This is a genomic window from Acinetobacter sp. L-24 (assembly GCF_056857555.1).
This window is the reverse complement of record NZ_JBSXNI010000027.1, coordinates 52155-70270: the sequence shown is the minus strand read 5'-3', so window position 1 is coordinate 70270 and position 18116 is coordinate 52155. Positions and strand designations below refer to the sequence as shown.

13 protein-coding genes are annotated in these 18116 nt (G+C 44.2%); 6 read left to right on the top strand and 7 right to left on the bottom strand.

The window, feature by feature from the left end; all coding sequences use genetic code 11:
• Positions 1–5 precede the first annotated feature (5 nt).
• Complete coding sequence (locus AC13CK_RS03005; RefSeq protein ID WP_425880005.1) at positions 6–1763, bottom strand: ABC transporter substrate-binding protein; 1758 nt, start codon at positions 1761–1763, stop codon at positions 6–8.
• Between the two features lie 725 nt (positions 1764–2488).
• Here AC13CK_RS03005 and AC13CK_RS03000 point away from each other — a divergent pair.
• The 5 genes from AC13CK_RS03000 to AC13CK_RS02980 all read left to right on the top strand — a co-directional run bounded on the left by AC13CK_RS03000 (position 2489) and on the right by AC13CK_RS02980 (position 7821).
• Positions 2489–5155 (top strand): TonB-dependent receptor, encoded by a 2667-nt coding sequence (locus AC13CK_RS03000; RefSeq protein WP_425879994.1) that lies wholly within the window; start codon positions 2489–2491, stop codon positions 5153–5155.
• 148 nt (positions 5156–5303) lie between these two features.
• Complete coding sequence (locus AC13CK_RS02995) at positions 5304–6005, top strand: energy transducer TonB (RefSeq protein WP_004646084.1); 702 nt, start codon at positions 5304–5306, stop codon at positions 6003–6005.
• A gap of 36 nt (positions 6006–6041) precedes the next feature.
• Positions 6042–6941 carry a MotA/TolQ/ExbB proton channel family protein gene (locus tag AC13CK_RS02990; RefSeq protein WP_115736958.1) on the top strand — a complete coding sequence of 300 codons (900 nt, stop codon included), beginning with the start codon at positions 6042–6044 and terminating at the stop codon, positions 6939–6941.
• Positions 6942–6957: 16 nt separating this feature from the next.
• The gene (locus AC13CK_RS02985) at positions 6958–7383 is read left to right on the top strand and encodes an ExbD/TolR family protein (RefSeq protein WP_312328960.1); all 426 of its coding nucleotides are present in this window, start codon (positions 6958–6960) and stop codon (positions 7381–7383) included.
• A gap of 21 nt (positions 7384–7404) precedes the next feature.
• Entirely contained in the window at positions 7405–7821 is a 417-nt protein-coding gene (locus AC13CK_RS02980) for an ExbD/TolR family protein (protein WP_004279208.1), read from the top strand.
• Positions 7822–7876: 55 nt separating this feature from the next.
• Here the strand turns inward: AC13CK_RS02980 and ftn are convergent, their stop codons facing one another.
• A complete protein-coding gene (gene ftn, locus AC13CK_RS02975; RefSeq protein WP_004279207.1) occupies positions 7877–8341 on the bottom strand; it encodes a heteropolymeric bacterioferritin subunit Ftn in 465 nt (154 codons plus the stop codon).
• Between the two features lie 342 nt (positions 8342–8683).
• On the opposite strand from ftn, the gene AC13CK_RS02970 reads away from it, so the two are divergent.
• The gene (locus tag AC13CK_RS02970) at positions 8684–9751 is read left to right on the top strand and encodes an SDR family oxidoreductase (RefSeq protein ID WP_425879993.1); all 1068 of its coding nucleotides are present in this window, start codon (positions 8684–8686) and stop codon (positions 9749–9751) included.
• Positions 9752–9821: 70 nt separating this feature from the next.
• Here the strand turns inward: AC13CK_RS02970 and ligA are convergent, their stop codons facing one another.
• From ligA to AC13CK_RS02945, 5 genes are all read right to left on the bottom strand, one after another.
• Positions 9822–11861, bottom strand: a complete 2040-nt coding sequence (gene ligA, locus AC13CK_RS02965; RefSeq protein WP_425879992.1) for an NAD-dependent DNA ligase LigA — start codon at positions 11859–11861, stop codon at positions 9822–9824.
• A gap of 109 nt (positions 11862–11970) precedes the next feature.
• Positions 11971–12936, bottom strand: coding sequence for a cell division protein ZipA C-terminal FtsZ-binding domain-containing protein (locus AC13CK_RS02960; protein WP_153566704.1), 966 nt, complete (start codon positions 12934–12936; stop codon positions 11971–11973).
• Position 12937: 1 nt separating this feature from the next.
• A complete protein-coding gene (smc, locus tag AC13CK_RS02955; RefSeq protein ID WP_425880004.1) occupies positions 12938–16390 on the bottom strand; it encodes a chromosome segregation protein SMC in 3453 nt (1150 codons plus the stop codon).
• Positions 16391–16401: 11 nt separating this feature from the next.
• The gene (locus AC13CK_RS02950; protein ID WP_004730660.1) at positions 16402–17097 is read right to left on the bottom strand and encodes a GntR family transcriptional regulator; all 696 of its coding nucleotides are present in this window, start codon (positions 17095–17097) and stop codon (positions 16402–16404) included.
• Positions 17098–17298: 201 nt separating this feature from the next.
• On the bottom strand, positions 17299–18102 hold the full coding sequence (locus AC13CK_RS02945) for a sulfite exporter TauE/SafE family protein (RefSeq protein ID WP_005247146.1): 804 nt from the start codon (positions 18100–18102) through the stop codon (positions 17299–17301).
• Positions 18103–18116: the final 14 nt, after the last annotated feature.

Genomic DNA, 18116 nt, shown 5'->3' with positions numbered 1-18116 from the left:
TCAAGTTATTTTTTAACAGGTTCAATATCCAGATATTGCCAAACTGCTCTAGTCACCGGATGTGCCTTAAAGCCCTGTACCTGTGGGTGAATCAGCCAGTTACGTACCCGGGTATTGTGCAAAATCCATGGATTATCGGCCTCCATCTGGCGGTTCATCTGCTCATAATATGGAGTGCGTTGCTGAGGCGGCAGTTTCATCGCAGTTTGATACAGCGCGTCATAGGCTTTAGAGGTATAGCAGCTCAGGTTACCTTGCTGGGCATTTGGGCCATACAGCAACTGGGCAAAGTTTTCCCCTTCCGGATAATCTGCAATCCAGGCGCCACCCCACATCATATGTTTGCATTGAGTGGCTTCTTTTAAATTGTCGGCAAAGTTACTGACTTTAAATTCAACTTTTACCCCGATTGCATCCAGGTTCTTTTTCCATAGCTCCGCAGAAATAACGGAAGAGCTTGAGCTAGTCGAGTTCATTTTCAGAACCAATGGTTTGCCATCAGGCAAGGTGCGGTAACCGTCGACGCCTTTCTTGTAGCCAAAACGATCGAGCAGTTTATTGGCAATCAATGGGTTGTAGGCAATGCTGCTTCTATAATTCGGGTTATATCCGCCCACGCCTTCAGGAAGAATCATTTCAGCTTTAACAGCATGGCCCTTATATAGCTGCTGGATGGCTTCTTTCTGGTTATAGGACAAGGCAATGGCACGGCGTAGTGCAATTTTTTCCAGTGAGTTCCCACCAATCACCGGATCACGCATATTCATGATGGTATAGGTGATTTCCGGTTCTTTATTCGGATAATGCAGGATGCCTTTTTTCTTGTATTCACTTTTCAGCTGCTTATTTTCCAGTGCCTGTTCGGCGCCGCTCGCAGTGAGTTTGTCATAGTCCAGTTGTCCAGACTTTAAAGCCAGCCAGCGAGACTGTTCCTCTTCAATAATACTGATTTTGACCTTGCCAATTTGCGGCATCTGCTTGCCTTGCATGGCTTTGATAATACGTTGATCCCATTCGGAACCATCGCCCTTAAAGTTCCAGACAAAACCACGATAATTTGGGTTGGCGGTCAGTTCAATACGGCTACGCGGTACATATTTGTGTAATTGATACGCCCCTGTTCCAACCGGATGCTGACCTGCCCGATGACCATAATGTTCGATCACTTCCCGGGCGGTACCACTAAAAGCCACATAGGCCAGAATATACGGAAAATTCAGATCTGAACGGGTCAGGGTAATTTGTAAGGTATATTTATCTAGGGCTTTTAAACCGGCAATCGGAGCATCATAGTTAAATTTTCCCGTTTTTTTGGCCTGCTGGATGACTTGATCTGCGCCAAGAATTTTGCCTTCGATAAAGGAAAAAGAAGGCGAATGGTTTTTCGGATCCATCACCCTTTGCATGGAATAAATATAATCTCGGGCAACCAGTTCACGCTTCTTGCCCTGAAAGGCTGGATCCGGACTGAAATAAATTCCTGGCTTGATTTTAAAGGTATAAACTTTGCCATCCTGTTCAACGACGGGTAAAGACTCGGCGGTATTTGGGGCCAAAATTGCAGGCCGGGCCAGATAGTCATAACGCAACAAAGGCTCGAAAATGGCCTCAGCAACGCTACCACTATAAAAATTATAGGTTTTGACCATATCAAAACCATCATCAGGTGCTTCGAAAGCCAGGTTTAAAACTTTATCCGGATGTGCAGATGATTTTGCCCAGGCAGTTTGCCCCGAGCTCATAGCCAAGGCCAAAATCGTCATGCTAAAAAGTGCTGATTTCAAATTTGTACCTATTCTTTATCTTGAAGTTTTATTGCTATAGGAAGTTTTAAATACATCATCCCATATTTGCTTCAATGGATGGGTCAAAGCTGGACAGATGGAATAAACTGAACAAAGCGAATTTCATGCCATCCTTGCAAAAAATAGGGATTTCTTCCTGTTTTTAACTGAAAAAAGTTTATTTTTATTAATTATTTAAAACATTATGAATAACATAATATTTTCCATGAATCATTAGTTAAATTTTTATCCTCAAAATTCTTACTGAAGTTCATTTCGCACAAAAATAACTCAACCCTGTTTCATCTTATTGCACTATTGTATACCTTTAGGTAAACAATAAATAAACACAAGTAATTGTATTATAAATAATTTATTTTAAAAAAATATTGTATATTTTATGTAAAAATTATGCACCATGATTAAACTTTATTCAATTTCCCTCTCATTTTTGGACTACTTTCTTATTCATTAAATATTTATTTATTGCTTTGACAGGGGTCTCACTTCCTTCTTTCTTCAGATTCGATACACAGACTTCTTAATTTTTCTTCAGTATCGCTCGATAAATTCAAACCTCATTCAATTAAATCAATATTTTTCAATAATTTAAAAATATAAAAATATAAAATTTTATAAGTTGGCATCCGCCTTGCTTAGATCAACCCAGCACTACTTCACATAACAAAAGGGTGAAATTTACGATGAAAAAAAATAAATTGGTCGGATCTATGGGGGCTCCAACAGTTGGCAAGACAATACTCAAGTTAAGTACGCTTACCTTAAGTATGATGTGCTTGTCTTTGGCACATGCAGCCGATGAACCAGAAAACTCTGCCGCTCAACCTACCAAGGTTCAAAAAGTGACAGTGACAGGTTCATCTATTAAAGGAGTAGCTGCACAAAGTGCATCTCCTATTACTGTGCTTAAAGTCGAAGATCTGGTGAATCAGGGGGTCACCACGGTTGAAGAAGCCATTAATAAAGTAAGTGCTAACCAAGCTGGTTTTGCTGTTTCTCAAAATATTGGTAAAAGTAATACTTCAGGTTCTTCTGCCAACCTGCGTGGGATTGGTACTGATAAGACCTTAGTTTTATTAAATGGGCGTCGTTTGGCTAACAGCCCATTTAGTACTTCTGAAGTTAACCTGAATATTATTCCGCTCGCGATGGTTGAGCGAATCGAGATTCTGCGTGATGGTGCTTCTGCAGTATATGGTGCAGATGCAATTGCCGGCGTAATTAACTTTATTATCAAAAAGGAATACCAAGGTTTCGGTATTTCTGGTGGACTGCAAGCACCTGAAGAAAAGAATGGCGACAAATATGATGTCTCTATTTTCGGTGGTTATGGTGATCTGGATGAACAAGGTTTCAACGTTTACGGTGTAGTAGATTATCGTACTTCTGACATGATCATGGCCAAAGATCGTAAAGTCAGCCGTCGTGGTGGTTTAATTCCAGAGTTGAACATGGCGATCGGTTCAAGTGCCGGCTTCCCTGCCAACCTTTTAGATTCAGGTGTAGGTGTAGTTAACCCTTATATCAATCAAAACTGTAATAATGCACCAAATATGTTTGTATCTGGTACACGTTGCCTGTTAAACACTCAAGCACTCATTGGTATTACTCCAGAAGAAGAAACTTTTTCAGCTCTAGGTAAAGGTACCTTCAAATTAACCGATTCATTAAATGCGGTTGCTGAATATATTTATACTGAAAGTAAAGTAAAAACCTCGATAGCACCTGATGTATGGGGAGGTAGTCTTTCTATTCCAAATACCAGCAAATATTATCCAGGCAACGGCATTACACCAGACATCACTGGTCTGGTAGATCCAAGAGCAGCACTTTATTTACGTTCACAATCAGGTAACCGTGTTTCTCAATCAGAAAATGAATCAAACCGCTTTTTTGCAGGGATTGAAGGTGAAGTCTACGGTTGGGATGTAAATGGTGGCGTTACTTATGCCAAAAGTGAAGCAACTGATAATTTCGTCAGTGGTTACCTGAATCAAAGTTTGGTTCAAGCCGCACTTAATGATGGCACCTTAAACCCATTTGGTCCTCAGGCCGCTGCAGATGCTGGGAAATGGTCTACTTTTGATGTGGCAGGCCCAACAAATATGGCAAGTCTGGATTCTACCACTATAGATTTCACCGTCAGCCGTCCAATCTATGAACTACCTGCAGGTGAAGTTGGATTTGCCTTGGGTGGTAGCTACACCACTCAGGACTGGGAAGCCAAGGTGAATGCCGATCTTGTTCGCCAGGTTCCAGGTTCTGGTATTGATCCAAATAAACCGTCAAGTTCAGGTGACCGTGATATTACTGCGGTGTTTACTGAATTACATGTACCGATCTTGCCGACTCTAGAAGCTCAACTTGCGGCACGTTATGATGACTATAGTGACTTTGGTGATACTTTCAATCCAAAAGTATCCCTACGTTGGGAACCGGTTAAAGAGTTAATGTTCCGTAGTTCTTATAGTACTGGATTCCGTGCCCCAAGTATGTGGGAAATCAACTCTTTACAAAGTGAAACCAATACTAGCACTAACTTCAATAACCCACGTTTTTGTGATGCTAACGGTCAACCGACCAGCACCCAATTTGCAGACCAATGTGGTATGCAGTTCAAGCGTAAACAAGGTGGTAACCCAGACTTACAGCCAGAAGAATCAACCTCTTTTACAGCCGGATTCGTATATGAACCAATCAAGAATCTGGTATTCACCGCTGATTACTACAATATTGACATTGAAGGTTTAGTCAGCTCAGTTACTCCTAATGACATTTTTAATGACCTTGATCGCTATGGCAATCTGATCGTTTACGCTCCAGATGGTCGTATCCAGTATTTAAATACAACTCTACAAAATATGGGTGGATTAAAAACTGAAGGGATTGACCTCAGCCTGAACTACTTAAGCCCAATGACAGCAACAGGTCGTTTTGGTTTTGGGATTGATGGTACCTATGTCATCAAAATGGATGAGCAAGAAGAACCAAACGGTGAATGGGAAGGGCTCGTCGGCATCTATGATGATCCTGCAGTCGTCCGCTGGAGACATATTGCCAATATCAACTGGTCTTATGAAGACTGGAAAATGAGACTAGAACAACAATATATCCGTGGTTATGAAGACTTTTCTCAAGAACGTGATGTAAGTGCCTATACGCTTTATAACTTTGCAGGCACCTATAGCGGATTCAAGAATTTAGAGCTAACTGCAGGTATTCGCAACATGTTTGATGCAGAACCACCTGCTTCTGATGCAACCAACAATGCTCAATATGGCTATGACCCTCGTCACGGTGATCCAATGGGCCGTACCTACTTCCTACGTGGTACTTATAAATTCTTTTAATTAATTACTTCGCAAACACTGCTGCCAAGCGGTGTTTGCGGTTTTCCCCGTTTAATTTTAGCCAAACAAAAAATAATGCTGCCTGTAACTAAAAAAATTTTCTCATCAGTGCACTATTTCCTGTTTGTCTTAAATTCTAGGAGTCATGATGGGCACAAAGTTTGAAGACTTAGAAAAAAACTCCGCCAAAAAACTGACTGGTATTGGGGTCGTTGTTTTTTTGCATATCCTGGTTGGCCTGGTACTCATGGCTGGTATGGCAAAAGACATTATTAAACCAACGGAACAGCCAGTTGAGCTAATGATTATTCAAGATATTAAGCCGCCTGAACCTGAGCCACCAAAAGAAACACCACCTGAACCACCAAAAATCGTGGAAAAAGTAGCACAAGTGCCTGAGGTGAAACCGGTTGAAAAAGTCGTTCCTGTACAGAAAACACTTCCAACACCAACCCAACCGACAACTGTTGCAGTACCTACTCCCGTTGCAGCGAGTCCTTCACCAAGTCCGGTAGCAGCACCGGCTCCAGTAGTCGCAGCCGCTCCAGCCCCAGCTCCTCCACCCGCTGGCGTAACTCGTGGTGTTTCACAAGGTGAAGCAGGTTGTAAACGCCCAGACTATCCACGTGATGCACTGATGAATGAAGAACAAGGTGAAGTCTTGATCTCTGTATATGTAAATACCACCGGCAAGGTCCAGGATGCCAAAGTGAAAAAGTCGAGCGGTAGTCGTGCGCTGGATCGTGCAGCATCCAAGGCCTTCAGCTTATGTACTTTCAAGCCGGCAATGAAAAATGGCGAACCGCAAGAATCTTGGTATGACATTCCATATGAATTTGTCCTTGACTAACAGATACAACAGATAAAGAAAAAAATCAGGAGATCCATGATGAAAAAATCACTAAAACCTTTAAAAAATATGACTGCTGCTGGTGTAATTGCCATGAGCACTTTATTACCTCTGCAAACAGTTTTTGCAGAACAGTCCGCTACCCCCAATACCAGTGCTGTCACTGAGACAGTGGTAACAACACCTGCAACAGCGGCTACACCGACCCCGCCACCACTGCCTGCTGAAGCTAGCGATGAAAAGGCTGGATATAATCCTTATGGCCTAGAAGCCATGTGGAAAGAAGGTGATATTGTTTCTAAAATCACTTTGTTTATTCTGGTGGTCATGTCGATCGGTACCTGGTACATCATGATCAGCAAATGCCTGCAACAAGGCAAGATTCGCAAACAGGCTAAGCAAGCTGAAAATACTTTCTGGGAATCATCTTCTCTAGATAATGCAACCGAGAATCTGGATGAAGCCAGCGTCTACCGTTTTATTGCGGAAAAAGGTATCAAGTCAACCAAAAATCATGGTGGCACATTACTTGAGCGTATTGATTTCAATACCTGGGTCACCATTTCGATTTCCCGTGCAATCGACAAAATCCAGAACCATCTGAGTGGTGGCCTGGCCTTCCTTGCGACAGTAGGTTCTACTGCGCCCTTTGTTGGCCTGTTTGGTACGGTTTGGGGTATCTATCACGCACTTACCGCGATTGGTGTTTCAGGACAAGCATCCATTGATAAAGTTGCCGGCCCAGTCGGTGAAGCACTGATCATGACAGCCATCGGTCTGGCAGTCGCAGTTCCTGCCGTGCTTGGCTACAACTGGTTAACGCGTCGTAATAAAGCGGTCATGGAAGAAGTGCGTACTTTTGGTTCTGATTTACACGCAGTATTACTCAGCGGTGAAATTACAACCAATAATCCTGTTAATCGTGACGTGAAGTAAGAGTGAGGCATCAGCCATGGGAATGATGGTCAATTCAAACGACAGCGATGATGAGGTAATTGGAACCATTAATACCACCCCTTTGGTTGATATTATGCTGGTTCTGCTCATTATCTTCCTGATTACTGTACCGGTTGCCATTCATACCGTACCTGTCGATCTACCCGAAGAAAGAAATGTACCGTATGAAACCAAACCGGAAAACATCCAGCTGGCTGTCAATAAAACTGGCGATATTTTCTGGAACGAAATCTATATCGCAGATAAATCAGTTTTACTGACCCGTTTACAGGCAGAAGCCCAAAAACGTCCGCAGCCTGAAGTGCATATCCGTGGTGATCAGTTAACACCTTATGAGGCAATTGATCAGGTGATTAGTACCACCCAACAGGCCGGTATCGGCAAAATTGCTTTTGTCACCACTCCGCCCGCTACACCTTAAGCACAAAGAGGGATTAAGTTTATGGGTATGAATGTTGGTTCAAATCAAGACGATGATGTGATGTTAGATGTCAATATGACGCCACTAATTGATGTCATGCTGGTCTTGCTGATTATGTTTATTATCACAATTCCTTTGCCGAATAACTCGATTAATATCGATCTACCGAATGGAACGCCTCCTGTAACCGATGAAAAACCGCCTGAGCTGGTGGAATTACGTCTGGATGCACAAGGTAAGATTTTCTGGAATGAACAGCCGGTAGCAAATACCCAAGCTCTGGAAAACTTATTCAAGACAGTAGCGCAAAAAGCGGATCAGGATCAGATTAAAATCAAGGCGGATCGTGCCACTGAATATAAACATATCGCTATGGTCATGGCGGCAGCTCAAAGGCTGGAGGTCAAAAAAATTGGCATTATGAGTAACAACAACTAAGTATTTTCAAGATATAAAAAACCCAGCATGTGCTGGGTTTTTTATTCATCCGGTTTTACATCTGTGACTGAATATAATTTTGCAGACCAATCAGTTCGATTAAGCGCAATTGTTTTTCTAACCAGTAAGTATGGTCTTCTTCGGTATCCGACATTTGCTGGCGTAACATATCACGGCTGATATAGTCACCTTTCTCTTCGCACAGTTTGATGCCCTGCGCCAGTTTTTCCCGCACATGATATTCAAGTTTTAGATCGGCTTTCAGGCAGCTCACCACATCCTCGCCAATCTCAACGTCATCGCGCTGCATGTTTGGCGTTCCTTCAAGGAACAGAACACGACGGATAATCGCATCCGCATGCTGGGACTCTTCTTGCATTTCGTGATCGATACGTTCAAAGATTTTGGTCAATCCCCAATCTTCATACATACGAGAGTGAATCAAGTATTGGTCACGAGCAGCCAGTTCGCCACCGATCAACATATTTAAATAATCTACGACTTCTGGATTTCCGCGCATTTGAATAACTCCCTACCTGTATTTTGCTATTATGGCGAAAAGCAATTGAATTTGCAAAGCTTAACCATGGTTAAATATTTGATTTTTATATAATTAAAATGAGAAGTACTTGCATTTACACTTTGTTCTTAATGAAATCCCATTTATAAAACAACACTTTGCACTTTCATTACGCTTGGCAATAACCTAAAACTGGCGAATAAACACATGCGTTAAAATTTGTAAATCTTAATTTTGACCAGACAGATTCATTCTTTTTGTATAAACATCACTGCATTGGCGTACTTCATGCTTAAATTTCGCTTATCATTCACACAAATTTAAAACAACAACGGTTCCGATATGACACATCCACAAACAACAGCGCCTGTTCTGGTTACCGGTGCATCGGGTTATATTGCCAGCTGGGTCATCCAGAAATTACTCACGCAAGGCTATACCGTACATGCCACGGTGCGTGACCTGAATAAAAGTAAAAGCTTTGCCCATTTAGAAAAAATTGCCGACAGCACTCCGGGAACTCTCAAGTTATTTCAGGCCAATTTATTAAGCCCGGGTTCTTTTGATCAGGCGATGCAAGGCTGTGAAATTGTCTTTCATATGGCCTCACCTTTTGTGGTCACCAACTATAAAGATGCAGTCAAAGATATTATCGAACCTGCGGTGTTAGGCACTGAAAATGTATTGAATAGTGTCAATCAGATCGAATCAGTGAAACGCGTGATCGTCACATCGAGTATCGCATCTACCTATGGCGATGCCATTGATATTCTACAAACTGAAAATAACAGTTTTGATGAATCATGCTGGAATACCACCAGTTCGGCCACGCATCAGCCCTATCCTTATTCCAAAGTCATGGCAGAGCGCAAAGCCTGGGAAATGGCTGAAGCACAGGATCGCTGGGATCTGGTCTGTATCAATCCGGCACTGGTTTTTGGTCAATCCTTAACGCCAAATACCCAATCCGGTAGTGTAGAAGTCCTGCAACAGTTTGCCAACGGCATGACTTTGCTTGGTGTCCCGCCGATGTGGAATGGCGTGGTCGATGTTCAGGATGTCGCTGAAGCACATATCCGTGCGGCGTTTAATCCGCAAGCGCATGGCCGTTATATCATTTGTAGTGAAAGCTTGAGCCTGCTGGAAATGGGCCAAATTCTACGGGCACATTTTGGCAATAAGTTTCCGTTCCCGCGCAATCAATTGCCGAAGGCAGCTTTCAAAATGTTCGGACCTGTAGCAGGTTTTAGCCGCAAATTTGTAGAGCTAAATATGGGTTATCCAATTTTCTTTAATGCCCAGAAAAGTAAAAATGAGCTCGGCATTGAGTATCGTCCGGTGAAAGAAAGTCTGGTTGAACATTTCCAGCAGCTGCTCGATGATGGTGTCGTGAAAAAATATATTCCTTAATCTTTTTATGCAAAAAGCCACCCGAAGGTGGCTTTTTTAACTCTTATTCTTTCATGAAATGTGCAGAGATTTAGGCTTCAAGCTGACCATAGTCTTGCATCAAGCCAATAAACTGTTGTTCATTGATCACTGGAATACCAAGTTTTTCTGCTTTATCCAGTTTTGAGCCAGCTTTTTCACCCGCAACCACACATTTGGTTTTGCTGGATACACTGCCACTGACTCGTGCACCTAAGGCTTGCAATAACTGGGTTGCATCATCTCGTCCCATACTGCTTAAAGTCCCGGTGACCACCCAGCTTTCGCCGTTTAACGGCTGACGCGTTGGTGCAATCGGTGCATCCCAGTGAATACCGGCAGCCAGTAAACGATCCAGAACTTCCAGATTATGTGGCGCCTTGAAGAAATCCAGAATCCATTCCGCAGTAATATCGCCTACATCCGGAGTTTTCTTTAAAGCCTCCAGATCTGCCTGACGCAATGCCTCCAGTGTCTGGAAAGTATTGGCCAGCATACGTGCCGTAGTTTCACCCACCCCACGAATACCGAGTGCATAGATAAAAGCAGCCAGTGTGGTTTTTTTGCTGTTTTCAATCGCATCCAAAAGATTCTGAACCGATTTGGCGCCCATCTTTTCAATACCGAGCAAAGTCTCACGATGTTCATGTAGATGGTAAATATCTGAGACATCTTTGAGTAGATTCAGATGCAGTAACGATTCTGCCCAACGGTCACCCAAGCCTTCAATATCCATGGCTTTACGTGAGACAAAGTGACGAATGGCCTCAATACGTTGCGCGGCACAATACAGCCCACCAGAACAGCGTGCCAAGGCTTCGCCTTCCGGCATGACCACGGGTGAATCACAGACTGGGCATTGCTCAGGTAAATGCACTTCGACTGCATCAACCGGGCGAAATTCTGGCCAGACTTTTTCCACCTTAGGAATTACATCGCCACTACGATAAACACTGACGGTATCACCAATACGTACATCCAGACGGTGAATTTCGCCGATATTATGCAGCGTCACATTGGAAACAGTTACTCCTCCGACAGCGACTGGATTTAAACGCGCAACCGGCGTCAATGTTCCAGTACGACCCACTTGCCAGTTAATATTTTCTACTGTGGTCAGTGCTGCAACTGCCGGAAATTTATAGGCGGTGGCCCAACGCGGTTCACGGCTCAGGAAACCGAGTTGTTGCTGCTGTTTCAGGTCATTGACCTTGATCACCATGCCATCGATTTCGACACTGAGACTGGCACGCTCATCAATGATCTGTTCATAGACCTTTTGCACGTCTTGAATACTGTCACAGATAAAGTGACGCTCGCCAACCGCAAAACCGAACTGATGTAACCATTCCAGACTGGCAGACATGGTGGTTTGTCCATGATGCGGCACGCACTGAGCAATCCCATAAGCATAAAAAGCCAATGGCCGCGAGGCAGCAATATTCGGGTCCAGCTGACGCAAACTTCCTGCCGCAGCATTACGCGGATTGGCAAAGGTCTTTTCACCTTTAGCCGCATTGGCTGCATTCAGTTTCTCAAAACCGGATTTTGGCATCAACACTTCGCCGCGTACTTCCAGCAAATCGGGAATGATGCCATTCACCTGAGATAAAAGTTTCGGCAGGTTGCGAATAGTTCTGACATTCTGGGTGATGTCTTCACCGGTTTCCCCATCGCCGCGCGTCACCCCACGTGTCAGTACGCCATGCTCATACCAGAGTGAAATGGCCAGACCATCAAATTTCAGTTCAACATCATATTCAATTTTTTGATTTGGCAAACGTTCTTCAATACGGCGGGCAAAAGCCAGCAAATCTTCCTGATTAAAGACATTGCCTAATGACAGCATCGGCACGGCGTGTGTTACGGTCACAAATTTTGAAAGCGCCTGCCCACCCACTTTATCGGTTGGGCTATCAGACTGGATCAGATCAGGATATTGTTGTTCTAAGGCTTTGAGCTGATGAAAGAGCTGATCATATTCACTGTCTTCAATGCTCGGTTGATCCATCACATAATAAGCATGGTTATGCTTGGCAAGCAGTTGAATCAGTTGACGCATTTGCGCAATGACAGTGGCATCTTGGGTCATAATTTCACCATAAAAAAGGGCGGAAAATCCGCCCTGTAGAATATTCAGCTTTTGGCTATTATAAAAATTGCAGTCTACAGATTCAACTTGGAGATTGAACAAAGCAGCCTTAAACTTCCGTACCTTGTCCAGCACGATAATCAATAGCCTGATGGCGCCAGAATTCACGTAATTGTGGAGTAAATTCCTGCTGGTTCTGATCATAGACCAGACCATCGACTTCACGGGCAATCAAACGTGAAATACTGTCCATGGTATCAAACGCATTTTGTACATCGCTATGCGGTAAAGCCAGGAAGAATGCCAGACCTTTCACTTCCTGAGTCGACAGGGTTTCCAGATCAAAGCCTTCCATTCCGGTATCGGTCATTTGCAATACCGAAAACAGCAGTTTTGAACCATCTTCACTATAACGGTGGAAACAGGCCAATTCACCATAACGCAGGCCATATTTCAATAAAACCTTCAAGGTTTTATCACCCGAAAGTACACGGCCTTGTGGATAGATATGCAAAGAAATAATGGTTTCAGCATTGGACAAAGCACTTTCTTCATCCACTATTTTTTGCTCATGCAGATGTGCATCCAGAATACTGCTTTCATCATTAAATTCAGAAATTTCTGCTTTTTCGATGTTTCTGTTCAGGCTGAATTCAGGCATTTCTTCCTTGGTTTCAGTCTGGCTATTCTTATGTTCTGCTTCTACCTGTTGAACATCCGCTGCTGTTGCTACCGACTTTGCCACTCCTTCAGCTTCTGTTGACGGGACAACTGCAAGAGTTTCGACCGCTGCCGGCTCAATCGGAGTTGATTCAGCCTTGTGAAATACTGAAGGCTTTTCAGGAGCCGGTTCATCTATACCCAGGCTTGGCTCGATACGATCAGATTCGACATCCTGTTGTGCCAATTGAGAACGTACATGCCTTGGAATGATCGGTGTCTGGCTATCCGGGTCGATATGCAGGTTGGCATCCAGTGAAGGTACAGCCTCTACAGGTTTTTTGAACAGCATTCTTATACCAAACAGCATAATCACAATTGCGATAACAATCCCGATAATGGTGGTGATTTCCATATTATACCTCCGCAGCTAGGCCGTATTCTTTTGCCTGTTCCAAATTAACTGTCACTAATTTTGATGTTCCCGGTTCAGGCATGGTTACACCCAAAAGATCAGTCGCCATCATCATTGCAAGTTTGTTATGGGTAATATAAATAAATTGCACGTGTTCAGAAAGCTCTTTGACTAAATTACAAAAGCGTCCCACATTGGCATCATCCAGCGGTGCATCGACTTCATCCAGTACACAAAATGGTGCCGGATTTAAGCGAAAAATCGCGAAGACCAATGCTAATGCAGTTAAAGCCTTTTCTCCACCCGAGAGTAAGGCCAATGAGCTGTTTCGTTTACCCGGTGGTCGGGCCATCAGTTTTACCCCCGACTGCCAGCCATCTTCAAGGCTTAAACTCGCCTCACCACCTTCAAAGACTTTCGGGAACAGGTTTTGCAGTTCAGCATTGACCTGATCAAACGTGTGCATAAACAGTTTACGGGTTTCCTGGTCAATACTTTTCATTGCAGCCTGTAGCTGTTCAACCGTATTTTCCAGATCCTGCATCTGATGACTCAGTTCCTCATAACGTTTTGACACTTCTTCATATTCTTCAGAAGCCGCCAGATTGACTGCACCGAGTTTATCAAACTGAGCCTGAGCTTTTTCCAGTTTCGCCTGATGTGCTTTAACATCAATATCGAGCCCGGAAATTACTTCACTATTCAATTCTTTCAGTTGTTCAGAATAATGCTGCAAATCAGATTTGGCTGCCTGCCAGGCCAGACGTTTTTCTTCCAGTGTAGTGCGGAGTTTTTCATCCTGCTGCTGGAAGCTGTGACGCTGTTCGGTCAGCTGCTGCTGTTTGCTCTGCACCTGATTTAATTCAATCTGCCAGTCGGCCCAGGTCTTTTGCAGCTTTTCAGTGATCTGCGCCTGTTCATTGAACTGGCTCTGTAAAGCAGGTAATTCCAGCTGTACCGGATCGACAAACTTTTTGGCTTGTTCGATTTGTGCAGTAATTTGCTGAGACTGTTCTTTTAGGAAAACCTGATCTTTTTCCAGTAATTCAATCTGCTGCTGGCTTTGCACATTTTGCCGGCGCAACACTTCCAGTTCCTGCTGCGCTTGCTGATTGAGCTGCTGTGAGTCATCCAGCTGAGCACTCAATTCTTCTAGCTGGAATTGCAGGGTTTTATAATTTGGTAGCGCCTGTTCCAGTTTGATATTCAAGGCATGCAGATCAATTTCCAGATCATCTTTCTGCATGGCATCTTCTTCAAGCTGCTCATCCAGTTGTTGTAACTGATGCTGTAATTGCTGCTTTTGCAATGCGAAAGCCTGAGCACTACTTTGTACTTTGGCAATATTGACATCGAGTTGCTGCAGCTGCTTTTGGGTATGCTTGTGCTGCTCACTGATGCTTTGAATCCGGCTTTGCAAAGCTTTAACCTGATCGGTGAGTTCAGGTAACTGCTGCTCCAACTGCATAAACTTAGGTTCAAGTTCTGCAAGTTGCTGCTCGATTTCATCCAGACGGATTCGATGACTCAATGCACCTTGTCCAGCCTGACTGGCCTCATCATAGTCCAGGGCAATCACCCAATCCGCACCAACATGGTAGCCATCTAAACTCAGTAATGTCTGGCCTTGTAATAACTCAGTTTGAAGCGGCAATGCTTGCGCTAATGTATCTACGACTCCAACTTGCTGCCACAGTGAATAATGCGGAGATTCAATCCAGTCGGCCAGACACATCGTATTGGCAATCTGAATTTTATTCTGAACAGCCTGTTGTTTTAACTGACGCGCACAATCTTCAAGGAAGTGCTCGCCCTCTGTCAAAATCTGGGCAGACAGCCACTTAGCCAAAAACTTTTCGATCAGGCTGGCATGTACCTTGCTTGCATCATTGAGCTTAAGTACATGCATTAGCTGTACCGCATTACTCTTAGCATTTGGGTTGGCTTTGGTCAGTAATTGGCTCAGGTTTTTCTTTTCTGAATGAAGTACCTGAATTTCAGATCTGAGCTGCATCAAGCGCTGTTGTTGGGTCGCCTGCTCTTCCTGAATCTGCTCGAATTGAGTTCTTAAATCTGTTAATTGAATTTCATAGCCAACGATTTGCTGTTCAGCTTGGGCTTTGTCTGCCTGATACTGCTCCAGCTCATCTTGCTGCGCCTGTTGCTGAATCTGTGCACTTTGCTGTTGGAGCGTCTGTTTCTGCTGTTCAATCCGCTCAATATTCTTTGCCAGTTGCTCGCTTTGAGCCAACATCTGTAATTTACGCTGTTGCTGCTGTTCGACCTGGGTTTTGATCTGGGTAAATTGCGCTGCCACAGTGCTATGCTGTGACTTGAGCTCAGTCAGATTTTGGCTTTGCGCCTGACTCTGGCCATCTTGCTGCTGCAATTGTGCCTGCTGATCTTCAAATTGCTGCTGCAAGGTTTCGAGTTGCAGTTCAATCAACTGCAAACGCTCTTTGGTTTGGGCTTTTTGCTGTTCCAGTTTGACCAGACTGGTGGAATTCTGCTCCAGCAAAGACTGCTTTTGTTGCAGGGTCATTTCTAGTTCAGCCAGTTTTTTCTCGGCCTGTTGCCATTCACTTTGCAAAGGGGTGGATTGCTGAATCAGACGCTGAAACAGTTCACTGGTACTGCCCAAATCATGTTCAACGGTAGTCAGTTCAGAGCGCACCAGCTTAAAATTTTCCCCGAGCATATTCATCTCAAGGGTATATTCTTCTTGTAAGCGCTGGCTCTGCTCACATTGAAAAGACAGAATTTCAATCTTGATGGTACGTATCTGCCCTTCCAGTTCTTTATATTGAATCGCACTTTCCGACTGACGTTTCAGGGTTTTTAGCTGAGATTTCAGTTCGGAGGCGATATCTCCCAGACGCGACAGGTTTTGTGTGGTGTGATCCAGATGCAGCATGGTTTCACGGCGACGCGCCTGATAACGCGATACCCCGGCCGCTTCCTCAATATAGACCCGCATTTCATCTGGCTTGGCATCGACCAGGCGGTTAATCATGCCCTGTTCAATAATCGCATAAGAACGTGGCCCAAGACCGGTACCAAGGAAAATATCGGTAATATCACGACGACGGCATTTGCTGCCATTCAGAAAATATTCAGACTTGCCATCGCGGTTGACCTGACGGCGTACTGCCAGTTCATTATAGGCATTATAAGCACCGCCCAGCTTGCCATAGGTATTGTCAAAGCGCAGTTCTACACTGGCCATGCCCACCGGTTTACGCTTGGCAGTTCCGGTGAAAATCACGTCCTGCATGCTGCCACCACGCAACTGGCGCGCACTGGACTCACCCATGACCCAGCGTATGGCATCAATGACGTTGGATTTACCACAACCGTTCGGTCCCACCACCGCAGTACGATTATCTTTAAAATGTAAAGTGGTACTGTCGGCAAAAGATTTAAAGCCTGAAAGTTTTAAACTGCTTAAACGCATAATGTCCTGATTTAACGTCGTGAGCGTCTGGCCCACGCGAGTTCAATTTGTTTCATCCGTGTCAGAGATTCCAACACAAGGTTGCGCAAGTGTCGACAAAAATCTTCCATAAATAAAGTGGCCTGATGGCTTTTTCGTATCAAAATTGCTTCAGTGACCAGTTTAAATAAGTCGAAAGATTCCTGTAACTCGCGTCTGGAAATATTCAGGGTCAGAAAATAGCTCCGACGCAAAGAAGGCAGCAGTTCCTGATAGTAGCGCATCAGATAAGGATTCCCGACCATCTCATGCTGCTGGGCCATGCCCTGAAAGATCAGATCATAAAACTTTTCGGTGTGTCCTTGGCGGGTTTCTGCTTCTAATTGCTCTAATAATAGCTGAATGCGCTCAGCTTCATGCACACGCCAGGTTTCCGCCATGCGATGCACCATCTGCCCGAGCAATAACGAGGTCATATCAAATAAGGCACGCACCTGCAAGGCCGACATTTCCGAGACAATCGCCCCACGGCGCGGAAAGATTTCAATCAGCTGGGTGCGTTCCAGCAAAAGCAGGGCTTCACGAACCGAACCCCGACTGACATCAAGCTCCGAGGCAATCCTGAGCTCCTGTATACGTTCGCCTTCGACCAGTTCACCGCGAATAATCTGTTCACTAATGTGCTTGGCAATCTGCTCAGACAAACTCTGCGCTTGTTCTAATGGCATACCGTTCCTGTCTTTATTTTTATGGATACTGGTTTAGCCCTTGATTTGGACTATGTTGCTATTAAACGGGTTTTTATCCATAAATACTTTGACATTGTCAGACAATCTTATGTCTATATAGCCAACTCAAGCCCATAAAAAAAGGAGAATAGTCATCTATTCTCCTAATACGGTACATCAGTCCAACCTAAAAGGTTTAAATCAGGCCATAAAACCTTGATAAATAAAATACAGGCCGACGGTGGTCAGTAGTGCAGCAAAACATTTTTTTAATACGGCCGGTGAAAGCAGATGTGCCACTTTTGCCCCTAGCTTGGCCGTGAAAAAACTCATCATGCTGATACCGATAAAGGCATAAATATGAATATAGCCAATAGTATTTGGCACGGTGACCTGCGCCTGTTTACCAAACCAGATAAAACCCAGTGCACCTGCGACGGCGATCGGCAATCCACAGGCCGCAGAGGTCGCCACTGCTTTTTGCATCACGATTCCGCAGCGATTTAGAAATGGGACTGTCAGACTTCCCCCGCCAATCCCAAAGATCGCCGATGCCACACCGATCCCACCACCTGCAGCAATTTGTACCGGGGTTGAAGGTAATTTTTGATTCGGATCGATCTGAATATGCGCTCCCCTGAACATTCTAAATGCCACCCAGACCGCAAAGAAGCCAATCAGTAATTGCAAACCCTGACCAGATAAATAATCGGCAATCCCCGCCCCCAGGAAAGAACCAATGATCAGACCTGGCGCCAGATTACGAAACACGGGCCATAGCACTGCCCCTCGTTGATGATGCGCCATCACCGAACTGATAGAAGTCACAATAATTGTTGCCAAGGAAGTACCCACCGCCATATGCATAATCACGCTGGGATCGTACTGAAGCTGGGTAAAAACAATGTACAGGATCGGCACAATAATCAAACCACCGCCGACCCCAAACAGGCCTGCGGTGAATCCGGCAATTGCACCAATCAATAAATATATGATTAACTCCATAACGATATTTACCA